The sequence below is a fragment of the Streptomyces nanhaiensis genome (assembly GCF_046614825.1).
In the GTDB taxonomy this organism is placed as follows: Bacteria; Actinomycetota; Actinomycetes; order Streptomycetales; family Streptomycetaceae; genus Streptomyces; species Streptomyces radiopugnans.
In genome coordinates, this window is the sequence record NZ_JBKJFM010000085.1 from 1 (window position 1) to 25,526 (window position 25,526).

Genomic DNA, 25,526 nt, shown 5'->3' on the forward strand with positions numbered 1-25,526 from the left:
GCCGGCGGGGCGGCGGGGGCGGGCGGGGCGGGCGGGGCGGGGAGGGCCGGCCGGGGCGGGCGGGCGGGACGGCTCCGGGGCGTGGTCGGCGGCGACCGGGGACGGGCCGCCGGGGCGGGAGGGCCCCGGGCGGCGCGCCGACGCCGTGGCCCGCGCCTGGGCCGGTGTGCTGGAGATACGCCGCGTCACCGGCGGTTCCGCCGGGCCCGGTACGGGCGTCCCGGCGCCCTGGGAGCGGACGCGGACGGTCTGGGCGGTCTCCCTGGCCCTGGAGGCCGCGGGCGTACCGCCGTCGGCGGTCGACGAGGGTGGGCGCCGCACCCGGGCGGGGTACCGCGTCCTCGGCTCCGGTGAGCCGGGCGCGGTCCGCGTGGAGTGGCGGGGCCCCGCCGCCTCCGGCGGCCGCGAGCGCGCCGAACGGGAACTGAGGGCGTGCGCGGAGCACCTGGCCGGGTGCGGCTGGGAGGCGCTGCTGTACTGGGGGGCCCGCCGCACCCCCTTCCTGCTGGTCACACCCGGCGCTCCGTGAGCGGTCACCGCACCGGGGCGGTGACCGGGTCCCCGTGGCCGGTGAACGCGTCGGCGCGGACGTTGGGGGTGGGGCTGCCGGTCACCCGGTAGCGGCCGTTGGGCACGTCGTCGGAGACGGTGACGCGGACGGTGAGCGGGCCGGCCCACTCGTACCCCTTCTTCTCCCCGTGGCGCGCCAGGCTGTCGGCCAGCAACTGGCCTATCTGCCCGCAGCGCCGCGCCAGCTTCCCGTACACGGCGGTGGAGAGTTCGACCTCGTAGGCGTTGGGGACCACCACACGGCTGTGGCTGCACACGACGGTGTGCGCGTCGCACTCGCTCCGCAGGGCGTCGAGGATCTCGACCGGTTCCCTGCGGAGCATCCTCGCCAGCAGCGAGTGCTCCCAGCTCTCGACCTTGCGTTCCCATCGGCTCAGTGTTCCCATGACGGATCGCGTGCCCGGGGTGAATCGTCGCATGCGCCCGCAAACGTCCGGGCCTTCCGGGACGCCGTCGCACCCGTGCGGCCGGCTCGTACCGGGACCGGGACCGGGACCCCGGGCCGCGGCACGGAACAAGGCCGCCGCTTCGCGGGAAGCGGCGGCCTTGTTCCGGCACGGATCGTCCGGCGCCGGGCCGGCCGGCTCGTACCGGGACGCGGGGCGGGCCCGTCGGGGCTCCGGTCCTGCGGTCGCCGGGTCTCATGCGGCGTGCCGGTCCTCCCGCGGGGCGGTGGAGCGCTCCGGCGTGTGCGCCGGAAGGTCCGGTACGGCCCGCAGATGGCGCTCGCGGACCGGTTCGGCCGCGGGCTCCGGGTCGGCCTCGCCCAGCATGCGCTCCTCGTACCGCCCGAGGGCGAGCATCACGCACAGCAGCAGAGGGGGTATGACGAAGGCGGTGACAGCCACGGGAACTCCTTTGAGGGGGAAGGACTTGCCTCTGTTCCGCGTTGCCTCCCTCACCGGGCGGAAACCCCCGAAACACCCCCTTCGGGGCGTTCGGGTGGTCCGCCGCCCGCCGTCACAGCCATCCGTTGCGGCGGAAGGCCCGGTACAGCAGCCCCGCGGCGGCGGCCATCACGCCCACGGCCAGCGGATAGCCGAACTCCCAGCCCAGTTCCGGCATGTGCTCGAAGTTCATGCCGTACAGGCCGGCGACCATGGTGGGGATCGCGAGGATCGCCGCCCATGCAGATATGCGGCGCATGTCGTCGTTCTGCCAGGTGCCCACCCTGGCCAGATGGGCGTCGAGCGCGGAGTTGAGCAGCTCGTCCAGGGACCGGACCTCGGTGTCGGTGCGGTGCAGGTGGTCGGCCACGTCGCGGAAGTACGGAAGCACTCCCTGCGGCCACCGCGACCGCGGCTCGGCGGCGAACTCCCGCACCACCGGGACCAGGGGCCCGACGGCGTCGCGGAACTCCAGGACCTCCCGCTTGAGCGAGTAGATCTCCTCGGTGAGGTCGTCGCGGGAGGGGGAGAAGACGCAGCGCTCCAGCCGGGCCAGATCGGCGCGCACCTTGCCCGCGGCGTCGCTGTAGGCGTCCACCACCACGTCCAGGACGGCGTGCAGGACCGAGACCGGGCCGAAGCGCAGCGTCGCCGGGTCGGCGGCCAGCCGGCGGGCGGCCTCGGCGGCCGGGTCGGCCGGCCCGTGCCGGACGGTCATCACGAAGCGGGGCCCGAGGAAGACCATCACCTCCCCCGTCTCCACCTCCGACTCCTCCTCGACGTACCACAGCGTCCTCAGCGCCACCGCCAGCACGTCGCCGTACCGCTCGCGCTTGGGGCGCTGGCGCGCGTGGACGGCGTCCTCCACCGCCAGCGGGTGCAGCCCCAACTCGGCCGTCAGGTCCTCTACCTCGCGCTCGGAGGGGGAGTCCAGGCGCACCCAGGCGAACTCCCCCTCGCCCAGCTCCCGCAGGTGCTTGAGCACCGTCCGCCCCGCCTCCTCGGGCCGCTCGCAGCCGACCCGCCGGGCCGTTCCGTCCTCTTCCCGGTAAACCACGCACTCCATGCCGTACGGATGCTTCGCCGGGCCGGTTCCATGCCTGGCCGTCCCGGCGCGCCGACGGCCCCGGGGCACCGGGCGACGGCCCGTTGTCGGTGCCCTCCCCTAGGATCGGCGGTGCGTCATCCGTGCCACCGCGAACCATCCGGAGCTCCCCGTGCAGCACCACCCCGGCCGGCCGGACGGCCTGTTCCCCCTGGAGGACCTGCTGCCACCGGTGACGGACCGCCCTCCGGCGGCCGCCGCCCCGTTCCGGGACTCCCCGGCGGCCGCCCGCATGCTCGACGTACGGGAGATCCACGCGGAACCGGAGGCCGCCGCGTCGGACCGCGGGCGGGAGATCATCGCCCGCTTCCCCCGCGCCCGTGTGGTCGAGGTCCCCTCGCACTGGCGGATCCCCGGGCTGCACGGTGACCGGGGCAGCGCTGCCCGGTGGGTGCGGGTGAAGACCGAGACGCTGGTCCTGGGGGTCCGCAAGACCTTCACCGTGCGCCCCAACGGCCGGTCGGCCGACTGGATCGCCCCGGGGCCTTCCAACGGATGCGCCATGGCCTGCGCGTACTGCTACGTCCCGCGCCGCAAGGGCTACGCCAATCCGATCACGGTCTTCACCAACACCGACCGGATCATCGACCGGCTCGGCCGGCACATCGCGGCCCGGGGCCGCAAACCCGCTCCCAACCAGTGCGACCCCGACGCGTGGGTGTACGACGTCGGCGAGAACGGCGACTGCTCGGTGGACGCGCTGGTCTGCGACAGCACAGCCGACCTGGTCGCCGCCTTCCGGCGGTGGCCGACGGCCAAGGCGTCCTTCGCGACCAAGTTCGTCAACCCGGACCTGCTCGCGTACGACCCGCGCGGCCGCACCAGGATCCGCTTCTCCCTGATGCCGGCCGAGGACTCGCGGTTGCTGGACATCCGCACCAGCCCGGTCTCCGAGCGGATCTCCGCCGCGGGCGACTTCCTGGAGGCGGGCTACGAGGTGCACTTCAACCTCTCACCGGTCGTCGTGCGCCCGGGCTGGGAGGAGGCGTGGGCCGGTCTGCTGCGGGAACTCGACGACGTCCTGCCGCCGGCGGTCAAGGCGCAGGCCGCGGCCGAGGTGATCATGCTGACCCACAACCGGGGCCTGCACGAGGTGAACCTGGGCTGGCACCCGCGGGCCGAGGAGGTGCTGTGGCGGCCGGAGCTCCAGGAGGCCAAGGTCTCGGAGGGCGGCAGCCGGAACGTCCGCTACCGCAGCGGCGCCAAGGGGGCGGCCGTGGAGCGCCTGCGCGAGCTGATCGCGGCGCACGCGCCCTGGCTGCGCGTGCGCTACGCGTTCTGACCGCTTTCGGGTAATTCAGAGTGTTTCGGAACGCTTCGGGGTGCCGGGGCGCTTCGGGGCCGGCGATGCCCGTCAACCCCGCCCGCCGGCGCCGGCAGCCCCATCGGATTGGGGAACCGCAGCGCCGCGGCGGCGGCGCGGGCCACAGGGGTGAGCAGCAGGCGCAGCCGCTCCCCCGTCGCCGTGTCCAGCCCCTGCCAGGGACGTGCGGCGGCACGGTCGGTCGCCTCCTCGACGGCGCGGTGGGCCAGCCGCCCCTCAGGCGTCGCACTGCCGCCGGGGTCCAGCAGGCCGCGAGCGGCCAGCCGGCGCCCGGCGGCCCGCCACTCGTCGTCGCTCCAGCCCCGGTAGGGCTGGAGTTCGCCGCGGGGCAGGTCGATGCCCGCCCGCAGGACGAGGATCTCGCAGCCGTCGAACCCCGCGGCGACCAGGGCGGCGACATGGCCGTCGCCGCGGTGCTCGCGCAGTACGGTCGCCGCGTGCCACAGGCGTTCCAGCGGGTCCGCCGGAACGGGCAGTGCCCGGTTGACGGCTGCCAGCACCCGCCCGGCGCAGTCCAGGTCCCCGATCACGGGCAGCAGCAGAGCAGCGGCCTCCGCGGCCTGCCGGCCGTGCCCGGCCGACAGGCGCCGCAGCGCCGCGCCGGCTCCGGCCCGGCGCGCCTCCAGGGCGCGCTCGGGCGTCGCCATCGCCCAGAGGCCGGGCAGGGCCCGGGCGACCATGGCCGGGGCGAAGCCGAAGAACGCGGCCGCGACCGGCTCCGGCCCGGTCTCCCCCAGCGGCGCGGCGCGTCCGGCGAAGTAGCCGCGCCAGAAGCCCCGCAGCCCCGCGTCCTCGAAGGCGTCCCGGGCCTCCGGCGCGAAGTAGGTCACCGCGTGGACCGGTTCGAGCAGGGCCCACAGCGCGCGTGCGGCACGTGACGGGTCGTCCACGTCCTCCCCTCCCCTGTGACGGGTCACCGGGTCTCCCTTCCCCTGGCAGGGCTGGTTCACCCATTGCCGGAATGCACCGTTCCGCCCTGTCCCGCGGGAGTCCTGAGGCGATGTCACGGTTGCCCGTACCGGGCGCCCCGCCTCCGGAAGAACGTCGGTACTCGCGTGATCGAACATCTGGTCAGGTCAGATGATCGTGGCTACGCTCCTGCGTGGTCACCGGCTCCCGTTGGCCACCACGGCCCCGTCCTGCTCGGGCGCCGGCCCGAACACGTACCCGAACACCTGAACACCTACGAGGAAGAGGAATCGGCGGACGCCGGAGCGTCCCCGCTTCAACGCGCGTCGACCGGCGTCGTCACCCGACCGTCCGGCCGGCCGGACCATCCCCTCGGCCGGACCCCACCGGTCCGCCGCGGGAGTTCGATCAGCGACTCGTGCCGGCTCCGACCGCCGGCGCCCGGGAGGCTGTGTGAGGCACGACAGCGGCAGGAACGAGAAGACCGGCCGGGCAGTCCCGGACGACGGGATGGAGGCGGTGTTCACGGAAGTGGACGCGATCCGCCGGGAACTGCCGGACCGCTCCTCGTTCCGCGACAGGGACACGCTCAAGATCCTGGCCGAACGGATCGAGGGATCCCCGGAACTGTCCCGCAGGCCCGTGGTGCGGGCCTTTCTGGAGGACATCGGCTCCTTCACCCCCGGCGACCGGCTGGACGCCGTCAAGGGCCACATCAACGGCCGCCGCGACAACCACCTCTTCTCGCTCTTCGACGCCTCCTACTTCCCGAAGCTGTCGCTGGACTACCTCACCTACGAGGAACTGCCCGCCGACCCCCACCTGGCCGAGCGCTACGCCAGTCCGACGGCCCCGGTGGTCATCACCGGGCGGTCGCAGGGCTTCACCTCGCGCGTGGTGGTGGCGCTCTTCCCGGAGAACCACATCGACGGCCTCCAGCGGCCGGACGACCTGATCTTCTACTTCATCGACAAGTTCGTCGAACGGCACAACCGCATCACGCGGAAGATGATCGACGCGGTGATGGCCGAGGGCAGCTTCCCGCGCATCCAGGGCGCGCCGGACGAGCGGATCCGGCAGGCCTCGTCCTGGTGGGTGCGGCTGCACGAATACCACCACCGGCAGGGCGACATGCCCATCCCCGAGTTCCTCCCGGCCAAGAAGTACAAGCCGCTGGCGGGCCTGGAGGAGCTGCGGGTGGACGTCTCCGCGATGCTGGCCCTGCTGAACGACCGCGCGCTGCCGCGCGAGGAGGCGCACACCGCCTACGAGTACATCCTGGCGGAACGGCTGCTGCGCTACGCCGTGGAGGGCATCCCGCGCCCCAACTACGACGCGGTGGCCTCCCAGCTCCTGTTCGGCTACCTCGGCGAGCACGGCGGCATCCGCGTCAGGGACGGCGTGATCGAGCTCGGTGCGGCGGTCCCCACGGCCCTGGCCGAGTTCCTCGGCGAGATCCAGCGCATCGAGGCCGGGATCCACCGGGAGCCGGTGGAGGCCGTCCGGGGGCGGCTGCTGGAGTTCACCAACCGGTACACCGACTACGACCCGGTGGCCCGGGACTACCGGTACGTGCCGTTCTTCGCCGAGGTGAAGGAGCGGCTGGGCGTCTAGCCCGCGCCCCTCCCCCGGTCAGGCCGCCTCCGCCGGCGGGCTCCGCCATGGGCCCCTGCGGTGGGATTCCGCGCCGTCCGTGCCCGAACGCCCCCTCCCGCTCACCATCCGTACACCACCCGTCGGACCCCCTGGAGTGATCGTGACCATTGCCCCGGAGTTCTCACCCGCCGACCGCAGCACGCTCGACGAGCGGGTCGAGGAGGAGATCGACAAGGCGCGCCTGCGGCGTGCGGACAACGGCTTCTTCGGCACCGCGCGGAGCGTCGAGGCCGTCAGCCCCCAGGCCGGGCTCGCCGTCGCCGAGTGGTGGCGCGCGATGACCAAGGGCTTCATGTTCACCACCCTGGCCGGGCTGGGGGTGATGGCCCGCTCCTTCGCGGGCGGCAACCCCTCCCGCGAGGTCCTGGGCGCCTTCCAGACGGTGTACCAGGTCATCGGCGACGATCTGGACAACGCCGCCCCGGAGTTCCGGGCGGTGGCGCCGCGCGGGCCGGCCGGCATCCACTACGTGTGGTGGGAGGACACCGTCATCGCCCCGCTGCTGCCGCACGTCTCCGAGGAGGAGCGGCGGGCCGCCGCCGAACTCCCCGCCCCCGTGCGGGACCTGCTGGAGAACATGGACCGCCTGGCGGCCTCGCCGCTGGGCGCGGCGGTGCAGCTGCGGGTCGTGGAGACCATCGCCCTGGACATCGCGGTGGGCTTCCGCCGCATGTACGCCAAGGTCCTGGCCGACGGCGGGCGGATCTTCACCGAGAAGGACCAGTTCGCCTGGATCGACGCCCACATCAAGGCGGAGACCGTCCACGCCCAGCAGGTCAGCGACGACGAGACAGGTATGACGAGCCTGGTCGACGACGACGCGCGGGCGGCCGAGTTCGTGGAGCTGGTCACCGAGTACGCCGGCAACTGGTCCCGCGCGCTGGAGTGCTTCGGGGACCGCCTGACCCGGGAGGCCTGAGCGGCGCGACGAGGAACAGCGCGCCGTGCCGGTCCTCCCCCGGCGGGAGGACCGGCACGGCGCACGACAGCAGCCGACCGTCCGGCCCGGGGAGTGGTGCATGGAGATCGTGGACAGATACGGCCTGTCGCTCGCCCTGATCGAGCCGCACGAGCTGGCCGCCGAGCCCTGGGCCGCGGCGGCCGGACGGGGTCCGGGCACGGGTGCCGACGCGGGTGCGGATGCGGGCGTGGACGTGGACGTGGACGTGGTCAGGATGGAGCGCCCGCCCGCCGCCCTGTGGGGTGAACTGGCCGCCCGGGGCTTCCTGCGCAAGCCCGCCACCGTCACCTGGGTGGCCGAACTGGGCTCCGGCGAGGAGGAGTTCCTGGCCCGGCTGGACACCAAGGCGCGGCAGGACGTGCGGCGCGCCAGGCGCCGGGCCGAGGCGGCCGGGCTGCGCGAGGTGGTCGAGGAGCCGGTGTCGGAGCGGACCCTGGAGGCGTTCCTCGCCCTGTACGAGGAGCGTGTGGCGCGGATGCGCTTCGGCGTCCCCTTCGCCCTCGGGTACCGGGACGCCGTGCTGCACGGACCGCAGAAGTTCTGCGGGGTCTTCGCGTACGCCGGGGACGAGCTGGCCGGCGGCTGCCTGGTGCTGGAACTGCCCGAGAGGGACGCCGCGGTGGTGCGCTTCTCCGCGGTCAGCGCCGAGTGGCGCAGGCACAGTCTGGCCCGTGCCCTGTACTTCTCCGCGATGCGGGTCGCGCGGGCCAAGGGCTACGCCCGGGTGACGCTGGGGAACGAGCCGAACCTGCTGGGCCACCTCACCCAGCCGGGCCTGTTCCACTTCAAGACCGGCATGGGCTTCACAGCCGTCCCCTCGCAGGAGTTCGGCGACCCGGACGGCCACGACGAGGCGGACCTGGTGCTCTCCCTGCGCACCCTGGGCGATCCCACCCTCGTCCTGGCCTACGCCGGCCCCGGCGCGGACCCGGAGCGTCCGCTGGCGGCGCACCTGATCAGCGACTCCCCGGTGTCCGCCGCGCCGTACCGGGCGCCGTTCCTGGCCTCGGTGACCCGGTCCGCCCCCCGCTCCGGGAGGCGGACCGGTGCCTGAGGCGATGCCGCTAGGCCACGGGGACGGCTCGGGCGGCCACCCGGTCCGGGTCTCCGCCGAGCACGGACTCGCGCACCAGTGCGTTGATCTCGTGCGGCGTGCCCAGCGGTATCTCTCCCGCCTCGTCCAGGCGGCGCGTCTGCTCGTCGGTGAGCGCGATGTCGAGTGCCGCGAGGTAGTCCTCGAGCTGGGCGGTGCTGCGCGGGCCGATGACGGGTACGAGCGCGGTGGTGGAGCGTGCGGCGCGGGCGCGCAGCCAGGCGAGCGCGATCCGGGCCGGCGCGGTGCCCGCCTCGTCGGCCACCTCCCGTACGGCGTCGACGACGGCCGCGATCCGGTCGGTGTTGTTCCGGGGGTGGCGCCGGTTCTCGTCGCTGACCCAGCCGGCCTCGGTGCGGCGGTACTTGCCGGTCAGCAGTCCGCCGCCCAGCGGCGACCACAGGGCCGCCCCGAGGCCGAGCCCCTCGGCCATGGGCAGCAGTTCGCGCTCGGCGGTGCGGTTGAGCAGGTTGTACTCGGTCTGGATGCCGATGACCGGCGACCAGCCGCGCAGCTCGGCGATGGTGACGGCGCGGGAGGTGCGCCAGGCGGGGAAGTTCGACAGGCCGGCGTAGAGGATCTTGCCGCTGCGCACCAGGTGGTCGACGGCGGCCAGGATCTCCTCGGTGGGGGTGAGGGTGTCGGGGAAGTGCGCCCAGTACAGGTCGATGTGGTCGGTGTTCAGACGGCGCAGGCTGCCCTCGACCGAGCGGATCATGTTCTTGCGGCTGTTGCCGGTGTCGGAGATCCCCGGATTCCGGGAGTCCCCGCCGCTGTACTTCGAGGCCAGGACGAAGTGGTCGCGGTCGGCGGCCAGGAACTCGCCCAGCAGGCGCTCGGCCTGGCCGAAGTGGTAGCAGTCGGCGGTGTCGATCAGGGTGCCGCCGGCTTCGGCGAAGCGCTCGAAGATCCCGCGGGCCTCCTCCCGCTCGGCGCCGTCGCCCCGTCTGCTCCACATCAGGTCGGCGCCGCCGGGGCTGCTGCCGTAGGCGGCGCCGAAGTTGGCGGTGCCCAGGGCGAACTCCGAGACCCGCAGCCCCGTGTTCCGTCCGAAGGTCGTGTAGCGCATGGTTCTCCCGGTGCTCGGTGTCGTACGGCCGGTGCTCCGGCCGGCGGCGGCCGGAGCGGGGTTCGGCGGTCCGCCGTCAGGCGGAGGGGCCCTCCTGGACCTTCCGCTCCACCCAGTCGTAGACGCCGGCCAGCACCTGCCGGTGCTGTTCCGCGCCCAGGACGCTCAGAAAACCGGGAACGGGATTGACCTCGAGAATCATGTAACCGCCCTCATGGGGAAGTACGTCCAGTCCCGAGAGAGTCATTCCCAGGGCCCGGGTGGCACGGATCGACAGGTCGACCAGTTCGTCCGGCGCGTCGATCCGCTCGAAACTCGCGCCCTCCAGCGTCTTGCAGCGCCAAGAGCCGAGGGGCGGGAGCTTGAGCATGTTTATCGGCGTGACATCCCCTGCCACACTGATACGGTACTCACCGCCCTCGGTCGGATAGTACGGCTGACACAGAACGGTGGAGAAACGCGTCAGCAGATCCTCTGCCACCTCTTTCTGCGCACCGAAGTCGTGGATTCGCTCGACATCCTGCCCCCGATATCCGTAGGAGGGCTTGAGGATGATGTCGCCCCATTCCTCGAAGGCTTTCTCAACATCCGCGAGCGAAACCGCGGAGCGAATCGGCGGAACGGGCAGCCCGGCGGCGGCCAGCTTCTGCGCCATGAGGAACTTGCTGTAGCCCGTCAGCCATACGTCCACCGGGTCGAAGAGCCTCGGACCTGGGACGTTGCTCAGCATGGCCAGCCGCTCGACCCGGTCGCGCCAGTCGTCCCCGTAGAGCTTCGAGCGGTTTATCACCGCGTCGAACGAAGCGGCCGGCTCCCCCTTCAGCGTGAGCTCGACCCCGTCCGGTCCGGGATGGTACGCGATCTCCTCGAGCGTGAAGAAGGAGGTCTCGTGGCCGCGCTCCCGCCCGTATTCCACCAGACTCGTTCCGTCGGGGTCGATCCCGGAATAGTCCCACCCGAGCAGACCAATTTTCACGGTGCCTCCAGAAGCGCTCTCGTGCGCTGCGGACAGTGTCGGACGCACGGCGCAGCCTGACTCCGCAGCTTCCCATTTGTCAAGGCATCAAATCCCCTACCACAGGGAAAGACCGTTGCTCCCCGATGGGCCGCCATGCCCGCTCCTGTCGCTTTTGCGACACGTTTACGTGAATTACACGGCCGCCGAACAGAATGTTATTCGAAGGGGGTACCGCGACCCCCTCCCCGTCCTCTAGGCTCGGCGGCCGGATTCGTGCTCGAGTACGAGAGGGACCACTTGTGGGCGACTGGGAGACGCTGGTCAGGCCGAAACCCGAACAGGCCGCCGGGTACCGGGCCGCGGGCTGGTGGCGCGGGGAGACGTTCCTCGACGACCTCGACGCGGCCGCGCGCCTCAGGGGCGGGCACCCCGCGATCATCGCCTACGAGGGCCGGGAGCACTCGCGCACCATCGACTACGCCGAACTCCGGCGCCTGGTGGAGCGCTTCGCCGCCGCCCTGGCCGAACTCGGCGTGGAGCGCGGGGACGTGGTCGCCCTCTACCTGCCGAACCGCTGGATGCTCACCCCCCTGTACCTGGCCTGCCACCGCGTCGGCGCCGTCGGCTGCCCGGTCATCCCCGCGCTGGACGTGCGGGAGCTGTCGGACGTGCTCACCCGCAGCGGGGCGAAGGTCTGCGTGACCGCCGACCGCATCGACGGGACCGACTACGGCGCCCGTCTGGCCGAGGCCGCGCCCGGCTCCCTGAAGCACCGGGTGGTCGTCGGCGACGCCGCCGCGACCGGCGCGGTCGACTTCGAGGAGTTCTTCGTCCGCACGCCCTGGGAGGAGCGCCGCACCGTCGAGGCGGCCGACCGGCTGGGGCCCGACGACCCGTCGCTGCTGCTGTACACCTCGGGCACCACCGGCCGGATGAAGGGCGTGGTGCACAGCCAGAACACCCTGTACGCGGCCGTGCTGGCGGTCTCCGTGCCGCACCGGCTCACCGCCGGCGACGTCGTCTCCATCCCCAACTACGCCACCCACATGGCCGGGCTGACCTACGCCTGCTACATGCCGCTGCTGCTGCACGCCACCTGTGTGATGCAGGAGGCGGGCCGCGACATGGAGCTGCTGCTGGACCTGATGGCCCGGCACCGCGTCACCTGGGCGTACGTGCCCCCGGCGTTCCTGGTGTCGATGCTGGAGGCGCAGCGCAAGGAGCCTCGCGACACCTCCAGCGTGGCGCAGGTCGTCTCCGGCTCGGCGCCGATCGCGCCCCGGCTGATCGCCGAGATGCGGGAGGTCTTCGGCATCCCGGTGCGCGCCCTGTGGGGCATGACGGAGAACGGCGCGGTCACCGTGACCCGTGCCGACGACCCCGAGGGCTGGGCGGCGCACAGCGACGGGCGCCCCGAGCCGTCGATGGAGGTGCGCATCGACGCCGAGCCCGGCGACGACACCGGCCGGCTGCTGGTGCGCGGCGCCTCCCAGTGCCTGGGCTACCTCGGCCAGCGCGAGGTCTACGAGGCCTGCCTGGACGAGGAGGGCTGGTTCGACACCAGCGACCTGGCCCGCGACGACGGGCGCGGCGGCATCCGCATCACCGGCCGTAGCGCCGACCAGATCACCCGGGCCAACGGCATGAAGGTCTCCACGCTGTACGTGGAGTCCGTGCTGGTGCGGCACCCCCTGGTGAGGGAGGTCGCCCTGGTGGGCTACCCGGACCCGGAGGTGCCCGGCGCGGAGCTGGTGTGCGCCGTGGTGGTGCCGGGCGAGGAGCCGCCCACCCTCGCGGCGCTGCACGCGCTGCTGTCCGAGGAGAAGGTGGCGCGGGCCCTGTGGCCGGACCGGGTGCAGTTCGTGTGGGAGCTGCCCAGGAACTCGCTGGGCAAGATCCTGCGCCATCCGCTGCGCCGCCGTCTGGAGATCGAGTACGAACGCGCCGTGCGCCGATGACGGCGGCGGCGCAGGCCGCAGCGGACACCCCGGCTCGCGGGCGGACCCCGCGCCGGCGGTCGGTCGCGCTGGCGGTGATCTCCGCGGCACAGCTGATGTTCCTGCTGGACGCCACCATCGTCAACGTCGCGCTGCCGAGCATCCAGCGCTCCCTGGAGCTGGACGGCGCGGGCCTGGAGTGGGTCGTCGCCTCGTACTCCATCGCCTTCGGCGGTCTGCTGATGCTGGGCGGGCGGGCCGGGGACATCCTGGGCCGGCGTCGGATGTTCGCGGCCGGGCTGGCGCTGTTCACCTGCGCCTCGCTGCTGGGCGGGTTCGCCTCCGAGCCGTGGCTGCTGGTGGTGTGCCGTGCGGCGCAGGGGGCGGGCGCCGCCGCGGCCTCGCCCGCCGCGCTGTCGCTGATCGCCGTGACGTTCCCGCAGGGGCCGGAGCGCGACCGGGCGATCGGCTGGTACACGGCGGTGGCCACGGCCGGCGGCGGCCTCGGTCTGCTGGCGGGCGGCGTGATCACCGCCTGGCTCTCCTGGCGCTGGGTGATGCTGGTCAACGTGCCGATCGGAGTGGTGCTCCTGGCCGTCACCCGGCGGGTGCTGCCCAGGACGCCCCGGCGGTCCGGGGTGTTCGACGCCTCCGGAGCCGTCACCGGCACCCTGGCGGCGCTGCTGCTGGTGTACGGACTGGTCTCGGGCTCGTCGGACTCCTCGGGGCACGGCGGCTGGACGCGGCCGGAGGTGCTCGTCGCGCTGGGCTGCGCGGTCGTGCTGCTGGCGGTCTTCGTTGCGGTCGAGCGGCGCGGGGCGCAGCCGCTGGTCCCGCTGCGGCTGTTCACCGACGGGCGGCGGGCGGGCGTCTACGCGGTGCTGGCGCTGACCAGCACCGCCATGTTCGGCGTCTTCTTCTTCCTCACCCTCTTCCTCAGCCGGGTGTGGGGGTACAGCGCCCTGCGCATCGCGGTCGTCTACCTCCCTCTGACCTGTCTGCTGATCGCCGGGGCCAGGTTCGGCCCGCGTCTGGTGGCCCTGGTGGGGGCCCGTGCGCTGGTGTGCTGCGGCCTGCTGACCGCCGCCGCCGGAATGGCGTGGCTGTCGCGCATCGGGGAGTCCGGCGGCTACGCCACCGGGATGCTCGCGCCGACCGTGCTGGTCTACGCGGGGCTCGGTGTCACCGGCGTCCCCCTGACACTGGCCGCCCTGGCGGACGTGGCCGACGAGGACTCGGGCGCCGCGTCGGGCCTGCTCACCATGGCCCGGCAGATCGGCGGCGCGACGGGACTGGCCGTACTCGGCGCCGTCGTGTGGGCGGCGGCCGGAACCACCGGGCACACGGGGACGCAGGCGGCGGACGCGGCGCTGTCCTCGGGGATCGCCCACGGCTTCCTCGCGGCGGCCGCGGTCACCGCGCTGTCGGTGCTGCCGGCGGCCGTCGCCGTGCCCGGGAAGCCGGCCTCCGAGACGGCGCACCCCGGGAGTGCCGGGGGCGCCGCGAGGACCGGAACGGCGGGACGCACGGCCGGTGCCGCCGACCCGGCCGGGCCGGACGAGGGGTGAGCGGTGTGGACGACTTCCTGGTGGTCGGCGGCGGCATCGCCGGCGCCGCGGCCGGCTGGTTCCTCGCCCGGCACGGCCGGGTGACGCTGCTGGAGGCCGAGCGCGTACCGGGCGCGCACTCGACCGGGCGGTCCGCCGCGGTGTTCTCCGAGTACTACGGCGGCCCGGTGGTACGGGCCCTGACAGCGGCCGGCCGCGCCTTCTACACCGATCCCCCCGAGGGCTTCTGCGCCACCGCGCCGCTGCGTCCGCGCGGCGTACTGGCCCTGGAGACCCCGGGGAGGGAGGGTCTGTTCGAACAGGCCCTGGCGGCGGGGACGGACGCGCCCGAACCTGCCGTCGAGATCGACCGGTCCCGCGCCCTGGAGCTGTGCCCGGTGCTGCGTCCGGAGTCCTTCGGCCGCGCCCTGTACCGCCCGGGGGTGTGCGACATCGACGTGGACGCCGTCCACCGGGGCTTCCTGCGCGGTCTGCGCGCGGCGGGCGGAACCGTCGCGACCGGGGCCCGGGTCGGCTCCCTGGAACGGCGGCGGGGCCTCTGGTACGCGGGCACGCCGGCCGGGGAGTTCTCCGCCCCCGTCGTGGTCGACGCCGCCGGGGCCTGGGCCGACGAGGTGGCCCGGCTGGCGGGTGCGGCACCGGCGGGACTGGTCCCGCGCCGCCGCACCGCAGCCGTCGCCGAGCTGCCGCCGGGGCTTGACGCGTCCGGCTGGCCGATGGTCTGCGACGTGGCGGACACCTTCTACGCGAAGCCGGAGTCGGGCGGGCTGCTGCTGTCCCCGGTGGACGCGGCCCCCGTACCGCCCGGCGACGTACGGCCCGACGACCTCGACGTGGCCGTCGCCGTCCACCGTTTCGAGGCGGTGGCCGCGCTCCGCCTCCGGCACGTCAGGCACGCCTGGGCGGGGCTGCGGACCTCGCCCGGCGACGACGTGCCCGTCATCGGCCCGGACCCCGGCGTGCCGGGCTTCCACTGGCTCGCCGGGCTGGGCGGATACGGAATCCAGACAGCCCCCGCGGCGGGCGCCCTGCTCGCCGCCCTCGCCGTGGGGGACGGGCCGCCACCCGCGCTCGCCCCCCTGGTCCCGGACCTGACCCCCCGTCCGTGACCCGCACGGCTCCCCTCCAGCGCGCCATCCCGTCACCAGCAGGGAGTGCACAGATATGTCGACAGATGCGTCGGACACCCTCCGGCTTTCCGCCGGCGGCAGCGTCGACCACGGCCCCTACCGGCCCGTGACCGCGCTCATCGAGGAACAGACCGACCGGACCCCCGACCGCCCCGCCCTGGTCTGGCGGGGGGCACAGGAGGAGAGGACCCTGACGTACGCGGAGTTCGACGCGCTCGCCAACGGGCTCGCCGCGCGGCTGTCGGCGGCCGGTGCGGGCCCCGGCGCGGTGGTGCCCGTGGTGGTGGGCAACAGCGTCGAACTCCCGCTGTGCATGGTGGCGTTGATGAAGACCGGTGCGGCGTTCGCGCTGTGCGACCCGGTGTGGCCGGAGGAGCGGCTGCGTTCGGTGCTGCGGACGCTGGACCCGCCGCTCGTGCTGACCTCCGGTCCGCCGGTGTGCGCCGGCCGGTCCGCGACGGTGGTGCGCGCCGCCGAAATCACGCCGAGCACCGAGCGCCCCGGTGCGCTCCCCGGTCCCGGCGACGTCGCCTACGGGGTGTTCACCTCCGGCACGACCGGCACCCCCAAGTGCGCCCTCAACCTGCACGGCGGGCTGGCCAACCGGTTCCGCTTCATGACCCGCCACTTCCGCGCCACCGGGCGTGAGGTGGTGCTCCAGAACAGCCGCCACACCTTCGACTCCGCCATCTGGCAGCTGCTGTGGCCGCTGACCACCGGCGGGCGCACGGTCGTCCCCGAGCAGGGCGAGTTCCTCGACCTGGAGCGGACGGTGGAGGCCATCGACCGCCACCGGGTCACGGTGACCGACTTCGTCCCGGCGATCCTGGGCATGCTGGTGGCCCTGCTGGAGTCCGACCCCGCGGCCGTGCGCAGGGTCTCCTCGCTGCGGCACCTGGTGGTCGGCGGCGAGGAGATCGTGCCGCACGCCGTCCACCGGCTGCGGGAGATGGTCCCCGGGCTGGAGATCAGCAACGGGTACGGCCCCTCGGAGACCGCCATCGGCATGGTCTTCCACCGCGTCCGGGGCGACGAGGGCGACCACATACCGCTCGGGCGGCCCATCGACAACTGCCACGCCCTCGTGGTCGACGACGCGCTTCGGCCCCTGCCCGCGGGCGCCACCGGCGAGATCCTGGTCGGCGGCGCCTGTGTGGGGGCCGGCTACCTGGGCGATCCGGAGCGTACCGAGCGGGCGTTCGTGCCCAACCCCTTCCCCTCCGTTCCCGGCGAGCGGCTGTACCGCACCGGTGATCTGGGCTGGTACGACGAGCGGGGGCTGCTGCGCTTCGCCGGGCGGCGCGACCGGCAGGCCAAGGTGGACGGGGTCCGCATCGAGCCGGCCGAGATCGAGACCGCCGCCGAGGGCTGCCTCGGTGTCGTCCAGGCCAAGGCCATGACGGTGCGGCGGGCCGGGCGCAACCGGCTGGTGGTCGCGGCGGCGGCCGAGCCGGGCACCACTCCGGCGGCGCTCCGCGCCCACCTGGCGTCCGTGCTGCCCCGCATCCAGGTGCCGCGCCACTGCTTCGTGCTCCAGGCCCTGCCGCTGACGGACAACGGCAAGGTGGACCTGCGCGCGCTGCGCGCGATCGTGGAGGACAAGCTGGAGTCCGAGGCGAGACCGGCCGCGCACGGCCCCGCGGGCGCGCGGACCCCCGCCCAGCGCATCGCGCACGTGATGGGCTCGGTGCTCGGCCTGCCCGACTTCCGCACCGGCGACGACTTCCTGGCGCGCGGCGGCGACTCGCTGTCCGCCATGAGCGCGACACTGCGGATCCGGGAGGCCGTGGGCGCCTCCCTGAGCCTGTCCGACCTCTACGAGCACCGCACGCCCGAGCGGCTCGCCGCGGCCCTGGGCAGACCCGGCGCGCACGGCGGCGGGGAGCACGGGGAGCACGGTGCGCCCGGCGACGAGGCGCTGTCGATGGAGCGCGACGCCCGGCTCCCGGCGGACCTGACCCGCCTGGCGCGGCGGGCGGCGGGTGCGGCCCCGGCCGTGCCGCCGCGCACCGTCCTGGTCACCGGGGCCACCGGCTTCGTCGGGGCCCGGACGGTGCACCTGCTGGTGACGTCCACCGGAGCGCGTGCTGTGTGCCTGGTACGCGCCCGCGACGACGCGCACGCCCGGGAACGGCTGGCACGCACCCTGCGCTCCCAGGGGCTGTGGGACGCGGACGTCGCCGAGCGCGTCGAGGCCCGCCGCGGCGACCTGGAACGGCCCCGCTTCGGCTGGCCGCGCCCGCAGTGGGAGTCCCTCGCCGCCGGGTGCGACGCCGTGCTGCACATCGGAGGCCTGGTCAACTTCCTGCTGGACTACCGCTCCCACCGTCCGGCCAATGTCACCGGCACGGCCGAGGTGCTGCGCTTCGCCCTGTCGGGGCGGCCCAAGGCGCTGCACCACATCTCCACCCTCGGCGTCCTGGACCGGCACGCGGCCGGCGCGGCGGAGCCGGTGGGCGAGGACTTCGACCCCCGCGACGCGGCCCTGCCCGCCAGCGGCTACAGCCGGTCCAAGTGGGTGGCCGAGCGCATGGTGCTCGCGGCGCGGCGGCTGGGTGCGCCGGTGGTGGTGCACCGGCTGGGCGAGGTGATGCCGGCGGCCGACAACGGGGTGCCCAATCCCGCGGCGCTCACCCATCTGCTGCTGTCCGCCTTCCTCCAGCTGGGCGTGCGGCCCGGTGTGCCGATGGTCTCCGACTACACGCCCGTGGACGAGACGGCCGCCCGGCTGGTCGCCGCGCTCCGCGAGCCGCCGCCCGGGCCGCCCGGGCACGGCGTCTACCACGTCTTCCGCCGCGGCGGCGTGGACTTCGCCGCGCTCGACCTGGCCGCTCCGGGCGGTGCGCGCGCCCTGCGCACGGTGCCGGCCGAGGAGTTCGCGGCGGCGCTGCGGAAGGCGGCGGACGACGACCGGGACTCGGCCGCTGCCGTGCTGCACGCCCTGCTGACGGCCCTGCCGTCGGCCGCGCCCGGCGGTACACCGGACTTCCGGCGCCTGCTGTCGGACAATCCCGGCCTGTTCACCAGGGACGCGTGCGACGCCCTCGACGCCCGCCAGGGTCTGCGCGAGGGGCCGCTGGAGGCGGCGGTCGCCGCCTACCGCGCCACGCTCACCGCCTGAACGGCGCGGCGGGCGCCGGACACACCGAAGCACACCGAAACACCGACGAGTTCCGAGAGTTCCGAGAGTTCCGAGAGTTCCGAGAGTTCCGAGAGAACGAACCGAAAGGACGACAGTGCGCTACCGAAGCATGGGCCGGCTCGGCTGGGACGTCAGCGAGATCGGCTACGGCATGTGGGGCATCGGAGGCGGCCCCGGGGGCTTCACCGGCTGGGACTACGACGCGGCGCCGGACTGCCTGGACCTGGCGGTCGACCTCGGCTGCACGTTCTTCGACACCGCCTGGGTCTACGGCCGCGGCGTCAGCGAGCGGATGCTGGGCGACCTGCTGCGCAGGCACCCCGACCGCCGGCTGTACGTCGCCACCAAGGTCCCGCCGCTGAACCGGGAGTGGCCACCGCGCCCCGGCGACACCCTCGACGACGTCTTCCCGCCCGGCCATGTGCGCGAGTACGTCCACCGCAGCCTGGAGAACCTCGGCACCGACCGCATCGACCTGCTGCAGTTCCACGTCTGGGAGGACCGGTGGAGCGATGACGAACGCTGGCAGCGGGTGATCTCCGACCTCAAGGCCGAGGGCGTGATCGAGGGGTTCGGCATCAGCGTCAACCGCTGGGAGCCGGAGAACTGCCTGCGGGCGATCGACACCGGCCTGGTCGACGTCGTCCAGGTCATCTACAACATCTTCGACCAGGCTCCCGAGGACGAGCTGTTCGAACGCGCGCTGCTCGACGACATCGGCATCATCGCCCGCGTCCCCTTCGACGAGGGCGGCCTCACCGGGAAGCTCACCCACGACACCGTCTTCCCCGAGGACGACTGGCGGGCGGTCTACTTCGGCCCCGAGAACCTGGGCCCGACGGTCGAGCGCGCCGAGCGGCTGAAGAAGGTGCTGCCCCAAGGCATGACGCTGCCCGAGCTGTCGCTGCGCTTCATCCTCCACCACCCGGCCGTCAGCACCGTCATCCCCGGCATGCGCAGACCGGAGCACGTCCGCGCCAACCTGGCCGTCTCCGACGGCCGGAGGCTGGAACGCGCCCTGCTCGACGAGCTGCGCGGCCACCGCTGGGACCGCCGCCCGACGGAGTGGTCGATGTGACCGTCATAGCCATGTGGGCGCACCCCAGGGCGGTCTCCACCGCCTTCCTGCGCATGATGGCCGAACGCGGCGACGTGACCGTGGTGCACGAGCCGCTGGTGCTGCTCACCGACCACGGCGAGGTGTCCGTGCCCGGCCCGGACGGGAGCACGGTCGTGCTGCGCTCCCCCGGCGAGTTGCTGGCCCACCTCGCGGCGCTGGGCGAGGAGCGGCCGGTGTTCTTCAAGGACACCCTGGAGTACCACTACCAGCACCTGTTCGACCACCCGGAGCGGATCGCGGGCTTCCGGCACACCTTCATCGTGCGCGACCCGGCGCGCGCCATCGCCTCGCACCACGCGGTCAAACCCGAGGTGACCTGCTCCGAGATCGGCTACGAGCACCAGTGGGACCTGTTCGAGCTGGCCTGGAAGACCACCGGCGAGCGCCCGGTGGTGGTCCGTGCCGAACGGCTGCTGGCCGACCCGGCGGGGGTGGTCTCGGCGTACTGCGAGCGGGTCGGGCTGCCCTACGTACCCGAGGCCCTGAACTGGCAGCCGGGCGAGCGCGCCGAGTGGCGGCCGAACCGGCGCTGGCACCTGGACGTCATGGCCAGTTCGGCCTTCCGGGCGCCGGAGCGGGAGTACGCCGTCACCGTCGACAACGACGAGCGGCTGCGCTCCTTCCACGAGCACCATCTGCCGTACTACGAGCGGCTGATCGAGCACGCCCTGTGACACCCCCCGCGACAGGCCCCGTGGAGCCCGCGCTCCCGGGGCCGGCGGCCCCAGGACCAGGAGGAACCCGACCATGAGCGTCACCGCGACCGTCAACGGGCAGGGCGGCCCGCCGCCCGCCTCGACCGCACGGGCCGCCGCGCCCTCGCCGGGCGAGGAGTTCGCCCGGGCCTTCGCCGAGGCACCGGACAGGGCCGAGGTCCACTTCGGCTTCACCATCACCGACGCCTTCGAGCCGGGCAAGGAGCGGCACAGGCTGACGGCCCGCCATCTGTTCCGCAGGCAGCGGGCCGGCTCCGGCACGGTGCGCACCTGGTTCGAGACCAGGCCGCCCGGGCACGCGCCGGCCCGCGAGGGGCGGCTGCGCGAGGACTCGTTCCTGTTCTCCCCGGCCGACCACCGCGTCGCGCCGATCACCGCCTGGGTGCGGATCCCCGACGGGCTCGCCGGGGAACCGGCGGCGCTGGCCGCCTTCGTGGATCGGCGGCTGATGGTCCGGCTGGGCACGGCGGAGAACCGGGCGCTGACCCAGGACGTGCTGCGCCATCCGGACGTGGCGTCCCTGCCCTACCGGGGCTCGTACGCCGCCGGACTGCTCGCGGCCTTCGACGAGATCGAGCAGACCGGCGGGACCGGACACGCGGTGATGGTCAACCCCCGTGACTACTACGGGCAGTTGGTCGGTTCCGGCAGCCTGCTGGCCGACCTCGCCCGTGAGGGCGTCATGGTCTGCCGGCACCGGCAGGTGGCGCCCGGCTGCGCGCTGGTGGGCGACTTCGCCATGGCCGCCGTGCTCCTGGACGCCGAGCGCTCGGTGATCAAGGTCGCCGAGCCGCCGCCGGGGACCTTCGACGAGCCCGGGGGCACGGCGGTGTGCGCGGTGGTCCACGAGTCCGTCGCCGTCCAGCTCCCGACCCACTTCTTCCACGTGGTGCCGGGCTGACCTGTGCCGGTGCGGGCGCCGGTCGGACCGGCGCCCGCACCGGCACCTCAGATCTCCGCCAGCCAGATGCTCAGGTTGAGCGCGGCGGCGAACGCCGTCCACAGCAGATAGGGCGCCAGCAGGTACCCCGCCGCCGGGCGGACGCGGTGGAACGCCACCGCCGTCGCACCGGCGGCGGCGAGCAGCAGGGAGATGTCGGCGAAGGCGAGCCCGTACTGGCGGGCGCCGAAGAAGAGCGGGGTCCACACCGCGTTGAGCAGCAACTGGACGCCCCACAGCCCCAGCTCGGCACGGGCCCGCGCTCCCCTGGCCCGCCAGACCAGCCAGGCGGAGATGCCGATGAGCGCGTAGAGCACCGTCCACACCGGGCCGAAGAGCCAGGGCGGCGGCGCCCAGGCGGGGCGGTCCAGGGACTCGTAGACCGTGCCGGCGTCCGCGGAGGCGAAGGCTCCCACCGCCGCGGCGGTGAAGGCCAGAGCGGTGAACAGCACCAGGGAGGGCCACGACGCCCGCCCCCGCTCCGCGGTCCTCCCCCGGGCTGCGCGGTGTGCCGGCATACGGTCCTCCTCACGGGTCGTCCGCTCCGTCCCGCACCGCCTACCCCCTCGGGGGCGCTTCACCGGACCGGCGCACGGGTCCGGCCGGAGTCCCCCGTCGGCGCGCGGGCCGGAGCAGACTGGAAGAGGATGGCCGGAAGGAGGCGGCCGGGGGCCGGCCGGTGCCCCGGGAGGTCCGCGCCGGTCCGGACGCCGGCGGCCGGCCGCCGGGCGGTCCCCGAGGTCCGGGGTCCGACGGACGAAAGGTGCCGACATGACCGCGAACAGCCCGTACGAGCAGCCCCCCGGCCACGGCCCGCGGAGTTCGCAGGAGGCCCGGGTGGAGGCGCTGGAGGCGCAGGTGCAGGCACTGGCCGAGGCCCTCCGGGCCCTCGCCCGGGGCCTGGAGCAGCCCCCCTCCCAGGACACCCCGCTGTCCGAGGAGGCGGCCCGCGGCGCCAGGCTCGCGCACGAGATCCTGCTGGCCCAGGGCCTGTAGGCGGGTCCTTCCGGCCCTCCGCGGCCGGCCCCGCCCGGCGGGCGCGACCGGCGGGGCGCTGCCAGACTGAGCGGCGAGGGGGCGAGAGACTACCCCGGAGGCGGCTATGACGAGTTCACAGGGGCGCCGGCCGATCGTGGTGGGAGTGGACCCCGATCCCTCACGGCGGGCGGCCCTCGCCTGGGCCGCGGACGAGGCCGCCCGGCGGGGCCTGCCGCTGCGTGTGGTGCACGCCGAGGGCGTGCCGACCGGCGGCTACTGGTCGTCGGAGCTGCGGCCGTCCTGGGAGGAGTGGAACCAGGCGCTGCACGAGGCCGGCGAGCGGGTGCTCGGGGACGCGGTCGCCTTCGCCGAGGAGCGGCAGCCGCGGGTGGAGGTCTCCTGGCTGCTGGCGGAGGGGCACCCCGCCTGGGTGCTGCGCGAGGAGACGCGGAACGCGGCGATGGCCGTGGTGGGCTCCTGGCACCTGTCCTCCGCGCGGGAGTTGTTCGGCTCCGCAGCGGTCGGCCTGCCGCTCACCGCCCACGCCCCCTGCCCGGTGGTGGTCCTGCGGGAGCCGGAGCACGCCGTCCGGCAGCCGCCGTACCTCGTGGTGGGCGTCGACGGCAGCCCGGACTCCGCCGCGGCCGTCGACTTCGCCTTCGAGGAGGCCTCGCTGCGCGGCGCTGCGCTGCGGGCCCTGTACGTGTGGCACCCACCGCTGCTGGGCTCCCTGGACGAGGACGCGGCGGAGCAGGAGGCCCGGCGGCTGCTGTCGGAGTCGGTCGCGGGCCGCACCGCCGCACACCCGGAGGTGGAGCTGCGCCAGGAGTTCGTACGGGGGCATCCGGTGCAGGTCCTGGCCGAGGCGTCCGAGCAGGCCCTGGGCCTGGTCGTGGGCACCCGGGGCCGCGGGGGCTTCACCGGGATGCTGCTGGGCTCGGTGAGCCAGGGCGTGCTCCACCACGCCCGCTGCCCGGTCTTCACCGTCCCCGCCGCGGGCGGGCGCACCGCCTGACGCGGCGCCCCGCCGCCCGGATGCGGGACGGGGCGGAGCGGACCAGAATGGACTACCGGGTCCGGGTGCCCGAAGGCGCCGGGGTGCCCGGGCGCTCGGGGCCTCTCCGCGAAGCCGGGCCCACCGCGTTCACCGGACCGGCCGGACCCGCGGGCCCGTCGGCCCCGACGAAATCGCCGAATCCGCCGAATTCACTGAATTCACCGCATTCACCGGATCCATCGCATTTCCGATTCGAGGAGACTGCCATGACCACTGCCCGGGACATCATGCACACCGGAGCGGAGTGCGTCGGGGAGCACGAGACGCTGGACGCCGCGGCGCGGCGCATGCGCGACCTCGACGTGGGCGCGCTGCCGATATGCGGCGACGACGACAAACTGCACGGAATCATCACCGACCGCGACATCGTGGTGAAGTGCCTGGCCACGGGGGGCGATCCGACCAGGACGACCGCCGGCGAGCTGGCCCAGGGGCGGACGTTCACGGTGACCGCCGACACGGACGTCAAGAAGGTGCTGGACACGATGGAGAAGCACCAGATCCGCCGGGTGCCGATCATCGACGAGGAGAAGCGGCTGGTCGGCATGGTCAGCGAAGCCGACCTGGCGCGCAACCTCCCAGAGGCCGAGGTCGGCCGGTTCGTCGAGGCCGTGGTGGCCAAGCACCTGTGACCACCGCCCTCGCGGGGCCGGAGACCCGGCCCCGCGAGGGTGCCGCCGTACGCCGGACGGGCGGGGCCGCGGCCGTACGCTGGCCCGTGTGCGCACCGTGGAACTGCTTCCGGACGACGCCGCCGACCTGGCCGTGCGCCGGGTGTGGCGCCATCTGGCCGCGGCGGGGATGCCAAGCCAGGAGGCGCACACCCACCCGACCAACCGTCCCCACCTCACCCTGGCCACCGCCGACGCGCTCCCGGACACGGCGCGCGAGGAGGTGGCCGCGGCCCTGGCCGCCCTCCCGGCGGAGCTGTACCTGGACGGACTGCTGCGCTTCACGGGACGTACGCACGTCCTCGCCTGGGCCGTACGGCCGGATCCGGAACTGCTGCGGCTGCACGGGGCGGTCTGGCGGGCGCTGGCCGCCTCGCCCGGGGCCGGGGGGATGAACCCGCTGCACGCTCCCGGCCGGTGGGTCCCGCACATCACCCTCGGACGCAGCCGCCGCCCGGCATGGCACCGGCCGGACGGTGAGCTGCTGCCCGCCGGGCTGCGGGGGCCGGTGCGGGGCCGCCTGACCGGCGCCCGCAGCTACGACTCGGCCACCCGCACCACCGAGTTCCTCACCCCGTAGGGGCGTGCCAGGGGGCCATGCCGGGGGCGCACCCGGCTCCCTCCGCCCGTCAGCCCCTCCACCCGTCAGTCCGCAGTCCGGCCCTCCCGGGCCACCAGGGCGAAGGTGTGCCCGGCCGGGTCGGAGTACAGGCGGACGTCGCGAGGGCCGCCGTTGTCCTTGGTGTCGATCGGGCGCGCCCCGTGGCCGACCGCCTCGCGTTCGGCCTCGTCCATGCCCTCCTGCGGGACCAGGATGTGCAGGTGCGCCTGGAGGGAGTCGTCCGGGCGGGGCCAGCTCGGCGGGGCGAAGCCGTGGTCGCGCCGGACCGCCAGGCGGACCCCCTCCGGCCCGGTCACCTCGATGAAGTCCGGGTCCGCGCCCCGGCGCACCTCGGCCCCCAGGAAGTTCGCGTAGAACTCCGCCAGCGCCTCGGGCTCGGCGCAGTCCAGCACCAGCACGCTCGTCTTCTGCACGGGCACGGGTCACCCCCACGGGTCGTCGTCGGCCGTTCGCCGTCCGTCGGGGCCCGTATACCCCCGAATCGCCGGAGCAGCGGGCTCTGCTTTCAACTTCCCCATTTCGCAAACGAGTTGGCGGCCCTGCGCATGGCGCACCCGCCTTCCACCCGGTACGCGCGGCCGCCGCGCCGCCTTCCGGGACCGGCCCGGCAGCCGGCGCGGACCGGATCGGCACAGAACGGACACACCCGGCGAAGGCTGCCGCGCCGCGTCCGCGGGTAGGTTCCGTTCATGACTGATGTCGTGGACGCAGACGAACTCCTCCGTCGCATCCGGGTCGCACGCGACTGGGCCGCCGAGCGGGAGGCCGGGACCGGGGGCCTGTCCGGCACGGACGGGAGCGCCGGCACTCCGGCGGCCGACATCGACCGCGTCGTCTTCTCGGTGGTTCGCGAGGTGCTGGACGAGATCATCAATCCGGGAACCCACTCCCGCCGGCAGTAGGCCCTCACGGGCCGGCGACAGGAGTACACGGGAGTACAGGGACCGCGCGGCGGTGACGCGGGTGCGGCCCCTGCCTCGGCAGCGCCGATGGCACGGCGCGCGGCAGGCCGGTGCCGTCGCGCCCGGTCCGGCCGCCGGGCATCGACCCGATCGCGGAGCAGCCCCTCGCACTGGCCCTGCTGGCCGGCTACTTCCTGCACTTCTGCTGCCA

At 74.1% G+C, this 25,526-nt stretch carries 25 protein-coding genes; 17 read left to right on the forward strand and 8 right to left on the reverse strand.

Translation table 11 applies throughout. The annotated features are described in order from the left end of the window. Positions 1-529 (forward strand): hypothetical protein (locus ACLIYP_RS18570; RefSeq protein WP_412714254.1); only part of this gene is annotated, 529 nt, incomplete at its 5' end. 4 nt (positions 530-533) lie between these two features. Here the strand turns inward: ACLIYP_RS18570 and ACLIYP_RS18575 are convergent. From ACLIYP_RS18575 to ACLIYP_RS18585, 3 genes are all read right to left on the reverse strand, one after another. Then, positions 534-956, reverse strand: a complete 423-nt coding sequence (locus ACLIYP_RS18575; RefSeq protein ID WP_412714255.1) for a DUF3662 domain-containing protein — start codon at positions 954-956, stop codon at positions 534-536. A gap of 255 nt (positions 957-1,211) precedes the next feature. Further along, positions 1,212-1,418: a hypothetical protein gene (locus ACLIYP_RS18580; protein ID WP_412714256.1), complete on the reverse strand. Its 207-nt coding sequence runs from the start codon at positions 1,416-1,418 to the stop codon at positions 1,212-1,214. 112 nt (positions 1,419-1,530) lie between these two features. After that, on the reverse strand, positions 1,531-2,523 hold the full coding sequence (locus ACLIYP_RS18585) for a magnesium and cobalt transport protein CorA (RefSeq protein WP_412714257.1): 993 nt from the start codon (positions 2,521-2,523) through the stop codon (positions 1,531-1,533). A gap of 151 nt (positions 2,524-2,674) precedes the next feature. Between ACLIYP_RS18585 and ACLIYP_RS18590 the strand changes: the two genes are divergently transcribed. Further along, a complete protein-coding gene (locus ACLIYP_RS18590; protein WP_412714258.1) occupies positions 2,675-3,844 on the forward strand; it encodes a spore photoproduct lyase family protein in 1,170 nt (389 codons plus the stop codon). On the opposite strand, the gene ACLIYP_RS18595 is transcribed toward ACLIYP_RS18590, so the two are convergent. Continuing rightward, a complete protein-coding gene (locus ACLIYP_RS18595; RefSeq protein WP_412714259.1) occupies positions 3,832-4,803 on the reverse strand; it encodes an SCO6745 family protein in 972 nt (323 codons plus the stop codon). The two genes, ACLIYP_RS18590 and ACLIYP_RS18595, sit on opposite strands and share 13 nt — an antisense overlap. Before the next feature lie 445 nt (positions 4,804-5,248). On the opposite strand from ACLIYP_RS18595, the gene ACLIYP_RS18600 reads away from it, so the two are divergent. From ACLIYP_RS18600 to ACLIYP_RS18610, 3 genes are all read left to right on the forward strand, one after another. Further along, on the forward strand, positions 5,249-6,409 hold the full coding sequence (locus ACLIYP_RS18600; protein WP_412714260.1) for a DUF6421 family protein: 1,161 nt from the start codon (positions 5,249-5,251) through the stop codon (positions 6,407-6,409). Positions 6,410-6,551: 142 nt separating this feature from the next. After that, positions 6,552-7,370, forward strand: a complete 819-nt coding sequence (locus ACLIYP_RS18605) for a DUF6202 family protein (RefSeq protein WP_412714261.1) — start codon at positions 6,552-6,554, stop codon at positions 7,368-7,370. 100 nt (positions 7,371-7,470) lie between these two features. Next, positions 7,471-8,466, forward strand: a complete 996-nt coding sequence (locus ACLIYP_RS18610; protein ID WP_412714262.1) for a GNAT family N-acetyltransferase — start codon at positions 7,471-7,473, stop codon at positions 8,464-8,466. A gap of 10 nt (positions 8,467-8,476) precedes the next feature. Here ACLIYP_RS18610 and ACLIYP_RS18615 read toward each other — a convergent pair whose 3' ends face one another. After that, positions 8,477-9,574 (reverse strand): aldo/keto reductase, encoded by a 1,098-nt coding sequence (locus ACLIYP_RS18615; protein ID WP_412714263.1) that lies wholly within the window; start codon positions 9,572-9,574, stop codon positions 8,477-8,479. A gap of 76 nt (positions 9,575-9,650) precedes the next feature. Continuing rightward, positions 9,651-10,550, reverse strand: coding sequence for an ATP-grasp domain-containing protein (locus ACLIYP_RS18620; RefSeq protein WP_412714264.1), 900 nt, complete (start codon positions 10,548-10,550; stop codon positions 9,651-9,653). A gap of 281 nt (positions 10,551-10,831) precedes the next feature. On the opposite strand from ACLIYP_RS18620, the gene ACLIYP_RS18625 reads away from it, so the two are divergent. From ACLIYP_RS18625 to ACLIYP_RS18655, 7 genes are all read left to right on the forward strand, one after another. Then, the gene (locus tag ACLIYP_RS18625) at positions 10,832-12,490 is read left to right on the forward strand and encodes an AMP-binding protein (RefSeq protein ID WP_412714265.1); all 1,659 of its coding nucleotides are present in this window, start codon (positions 10,832-10,834) and stop codon (positions 12,488-12,490) included. After that, the gene (locus ACLIYP_RS18630; RefSeq protein WP_412714266.1) at positions 12,487-14,037 is read left to right on the forward strand and encodes an MFS transporter; all 1,551 of its coding nucleotides are present in this window, start codon (positions 12,487-12,489) and stop codon (positions 14,035-14,037) included. Before ACLIYP_RS18625 ends, ACLIYP_RS18630 begins: the two co-directional genes overlap by 4 nt. Next, positions 14,034-15,146, forward strand: coding sequence for an NAD(P)/FAD-dependent oxidoreductase (locus tag ACLIYP_RS18635; protein WP_412714267.1), 1,113 nt, complete (start codon positions 14,034-14,036; stop codon positions 15,144-15,146). The genes ACLIYP_RS18630 and ACLIYP_RS18635 overlap by 4 nt, the downstream gene beginning before the upstream one ends. Before the next feature lie 55 nt (positions 15,147-15,201). Further along, positions 15,202-18,288 (forward strand): non-ribosomal peptide synthetase, encoded by a 3,087-nt coding sequence (locus ACLIYP_RS18640; protein ID WP_412714268.1) that lies wholly within the window; start codon positions 15,202-15,204, stop codon positions 18,286-18,288. A 115-nt stretch (positions 18,289-18,403) separates the two neighbouring features. After that, the gene (locus ACLIYP_RS18645) at positions 18,404-19,387 is read left to right on the forward strand and encodes an aldo/keto reductase (protein ID WP_412714269.1); all 984 of its coding nucleotides are present in this window, start codon (positions 18,404-18,406) and stop codon (positions 19,385-19,387) included. Continuing rightward, positions 19,384-20,103: a sulfotransferase-like domain-containing protein gene (locus ACLIYP_RS18650; RefSeq protein WP_412714270.1), complete on the forward strand. Its 720-nt coding sequence runs from the start codon at positions 19,384-19,386 to the stop codon at positions 20,101-20,103. The genes ACLIYP_RS18645 and ACLIYP_RS18650 overlap by 4 nt, the downstream gene beginning before the upstream one ends. A gap of 73 nt (positions 20,104-20,176) precedes the next feature. Further along, positions 20,177-21,046 carry a family 3 encapsulin nanocompartment shell protein gene (locus ACLIYP_RS18655; protein WP_412714271.1) on the forward strand — a complete coding sequence of 290 codons (870 nt, stop codon included), beginning with the start codon at positions 20,177-20,179 and terminating at the stop codon, positions 21,044-21,046. 47 nt (positions 21,047-21,093) lie between these two features. Here ACLIYP_RS18655 and ACLIYP_RS18660 read toward each other — a convergent pair whose 3' ends face one another. After that, the gene (locus tag ACLIYP_RS18660) at positions 21,094-21,603 is read right to left on the reverse strand and encodes a TspO/MBR family protein (protein ID WP_412714272.1); all 510 of its coding nucleotides are present in this window, start codon (positions 21,601-21,603) and stop codon (positions 21,094-21,096) included. Positions 21,604-21,856: 253 nt separating this feature from the next. Here ACLIYP_RS18660 and ACLIYP_RS18665 point away from each other — a divergent pair, with 253 nt between their 5' ends. The 4 genes from ACLIYP_RS18665 to ACLIYP_RS18680 all read left to right on the forward strand — a co-directional run bounded on the left by ACLIYP_RS18665 (position 21,857) and on the right by ACLIYP_RS18680 (position 24,371). Beyond that, a complete protein-coding gene (locus ACLIYP_RS18665) occupies positions 21,857-22,081 on the forward strand; it encodes a hypothetical protein (RefSeq protein WP_412714273.1) in 225 nt (74 codons plus the stop codon). Positions 22,082-22,187: 106 nt separating this feature from the next. Beyond that, a complete protein-coding gene (locus ACLIYP_RS18670; protein WP_412714274.1) occupies positions 22,188-23,078 on the forward strand; it encodes a universal stress protein in 891 nt (296 codons plus the stop codon). A gap of 248 nt (positions 23,079-23,326) precedes the next feature. Next, the gene (locus ACLIYP_RS18675; protein WP_412714275.1) at positions 23,327-23,752 is read left to right on the forward strand and encodes a CBS domain-containing protein; all 426 of its coding nucleotides are present in this window, start codon (positions 23,327-23,329) and stop codon (positions 23,750-23,752) included. A gap of 88 nt (positions 23,753-23,840) precedes the next feature. Further along, positions 23,841-24,371 (forward strand): 2'-5' RNA ligase family protein, encoded by a 531-nt coding sequence (locus tag ACLIYP_RS18680; RefSeq protein ID WP_412714276.1) that lies wholly within the window; start codon positions 23,841-23,843, stop codon positions 24,369-24,371. Positions 24,372-24,436: 65 nt separating this feature from the next. Here the strand turns inward: ACLIYP_RS18680 and ACLIYP_RS18685 are convergent, their stop codons facing one another. Beyond that, positions 24,437-24,832, reverse strand: a complete 396-nt coding sequence (locus ACLIYP_RS18685; RefSeq protein ID WP_410534890.1) for a VOC family protein — start codon at positions 24,830-24,832, stop codon at positions 24,437-24,439. 270 nt (positions 24,833-25,102) lie between these two features. On the opposite strand from ACLIYP_RS18685, the gene ACLIYP_RS18690 reads away from it, so the two are divergent. Next, on the forward strand, positions 25,103-25,315 hold the full coding sequence (locus ACLIYP_RS18690) for a hypothetical protein (protein ID WP_412714277.1): 213 nt from the start codon (positions 25,103-25,105) through the stop codon (positions 25,313-25,315). Positions 25,316-25,526: the final 211 nt, after the last annotated feature.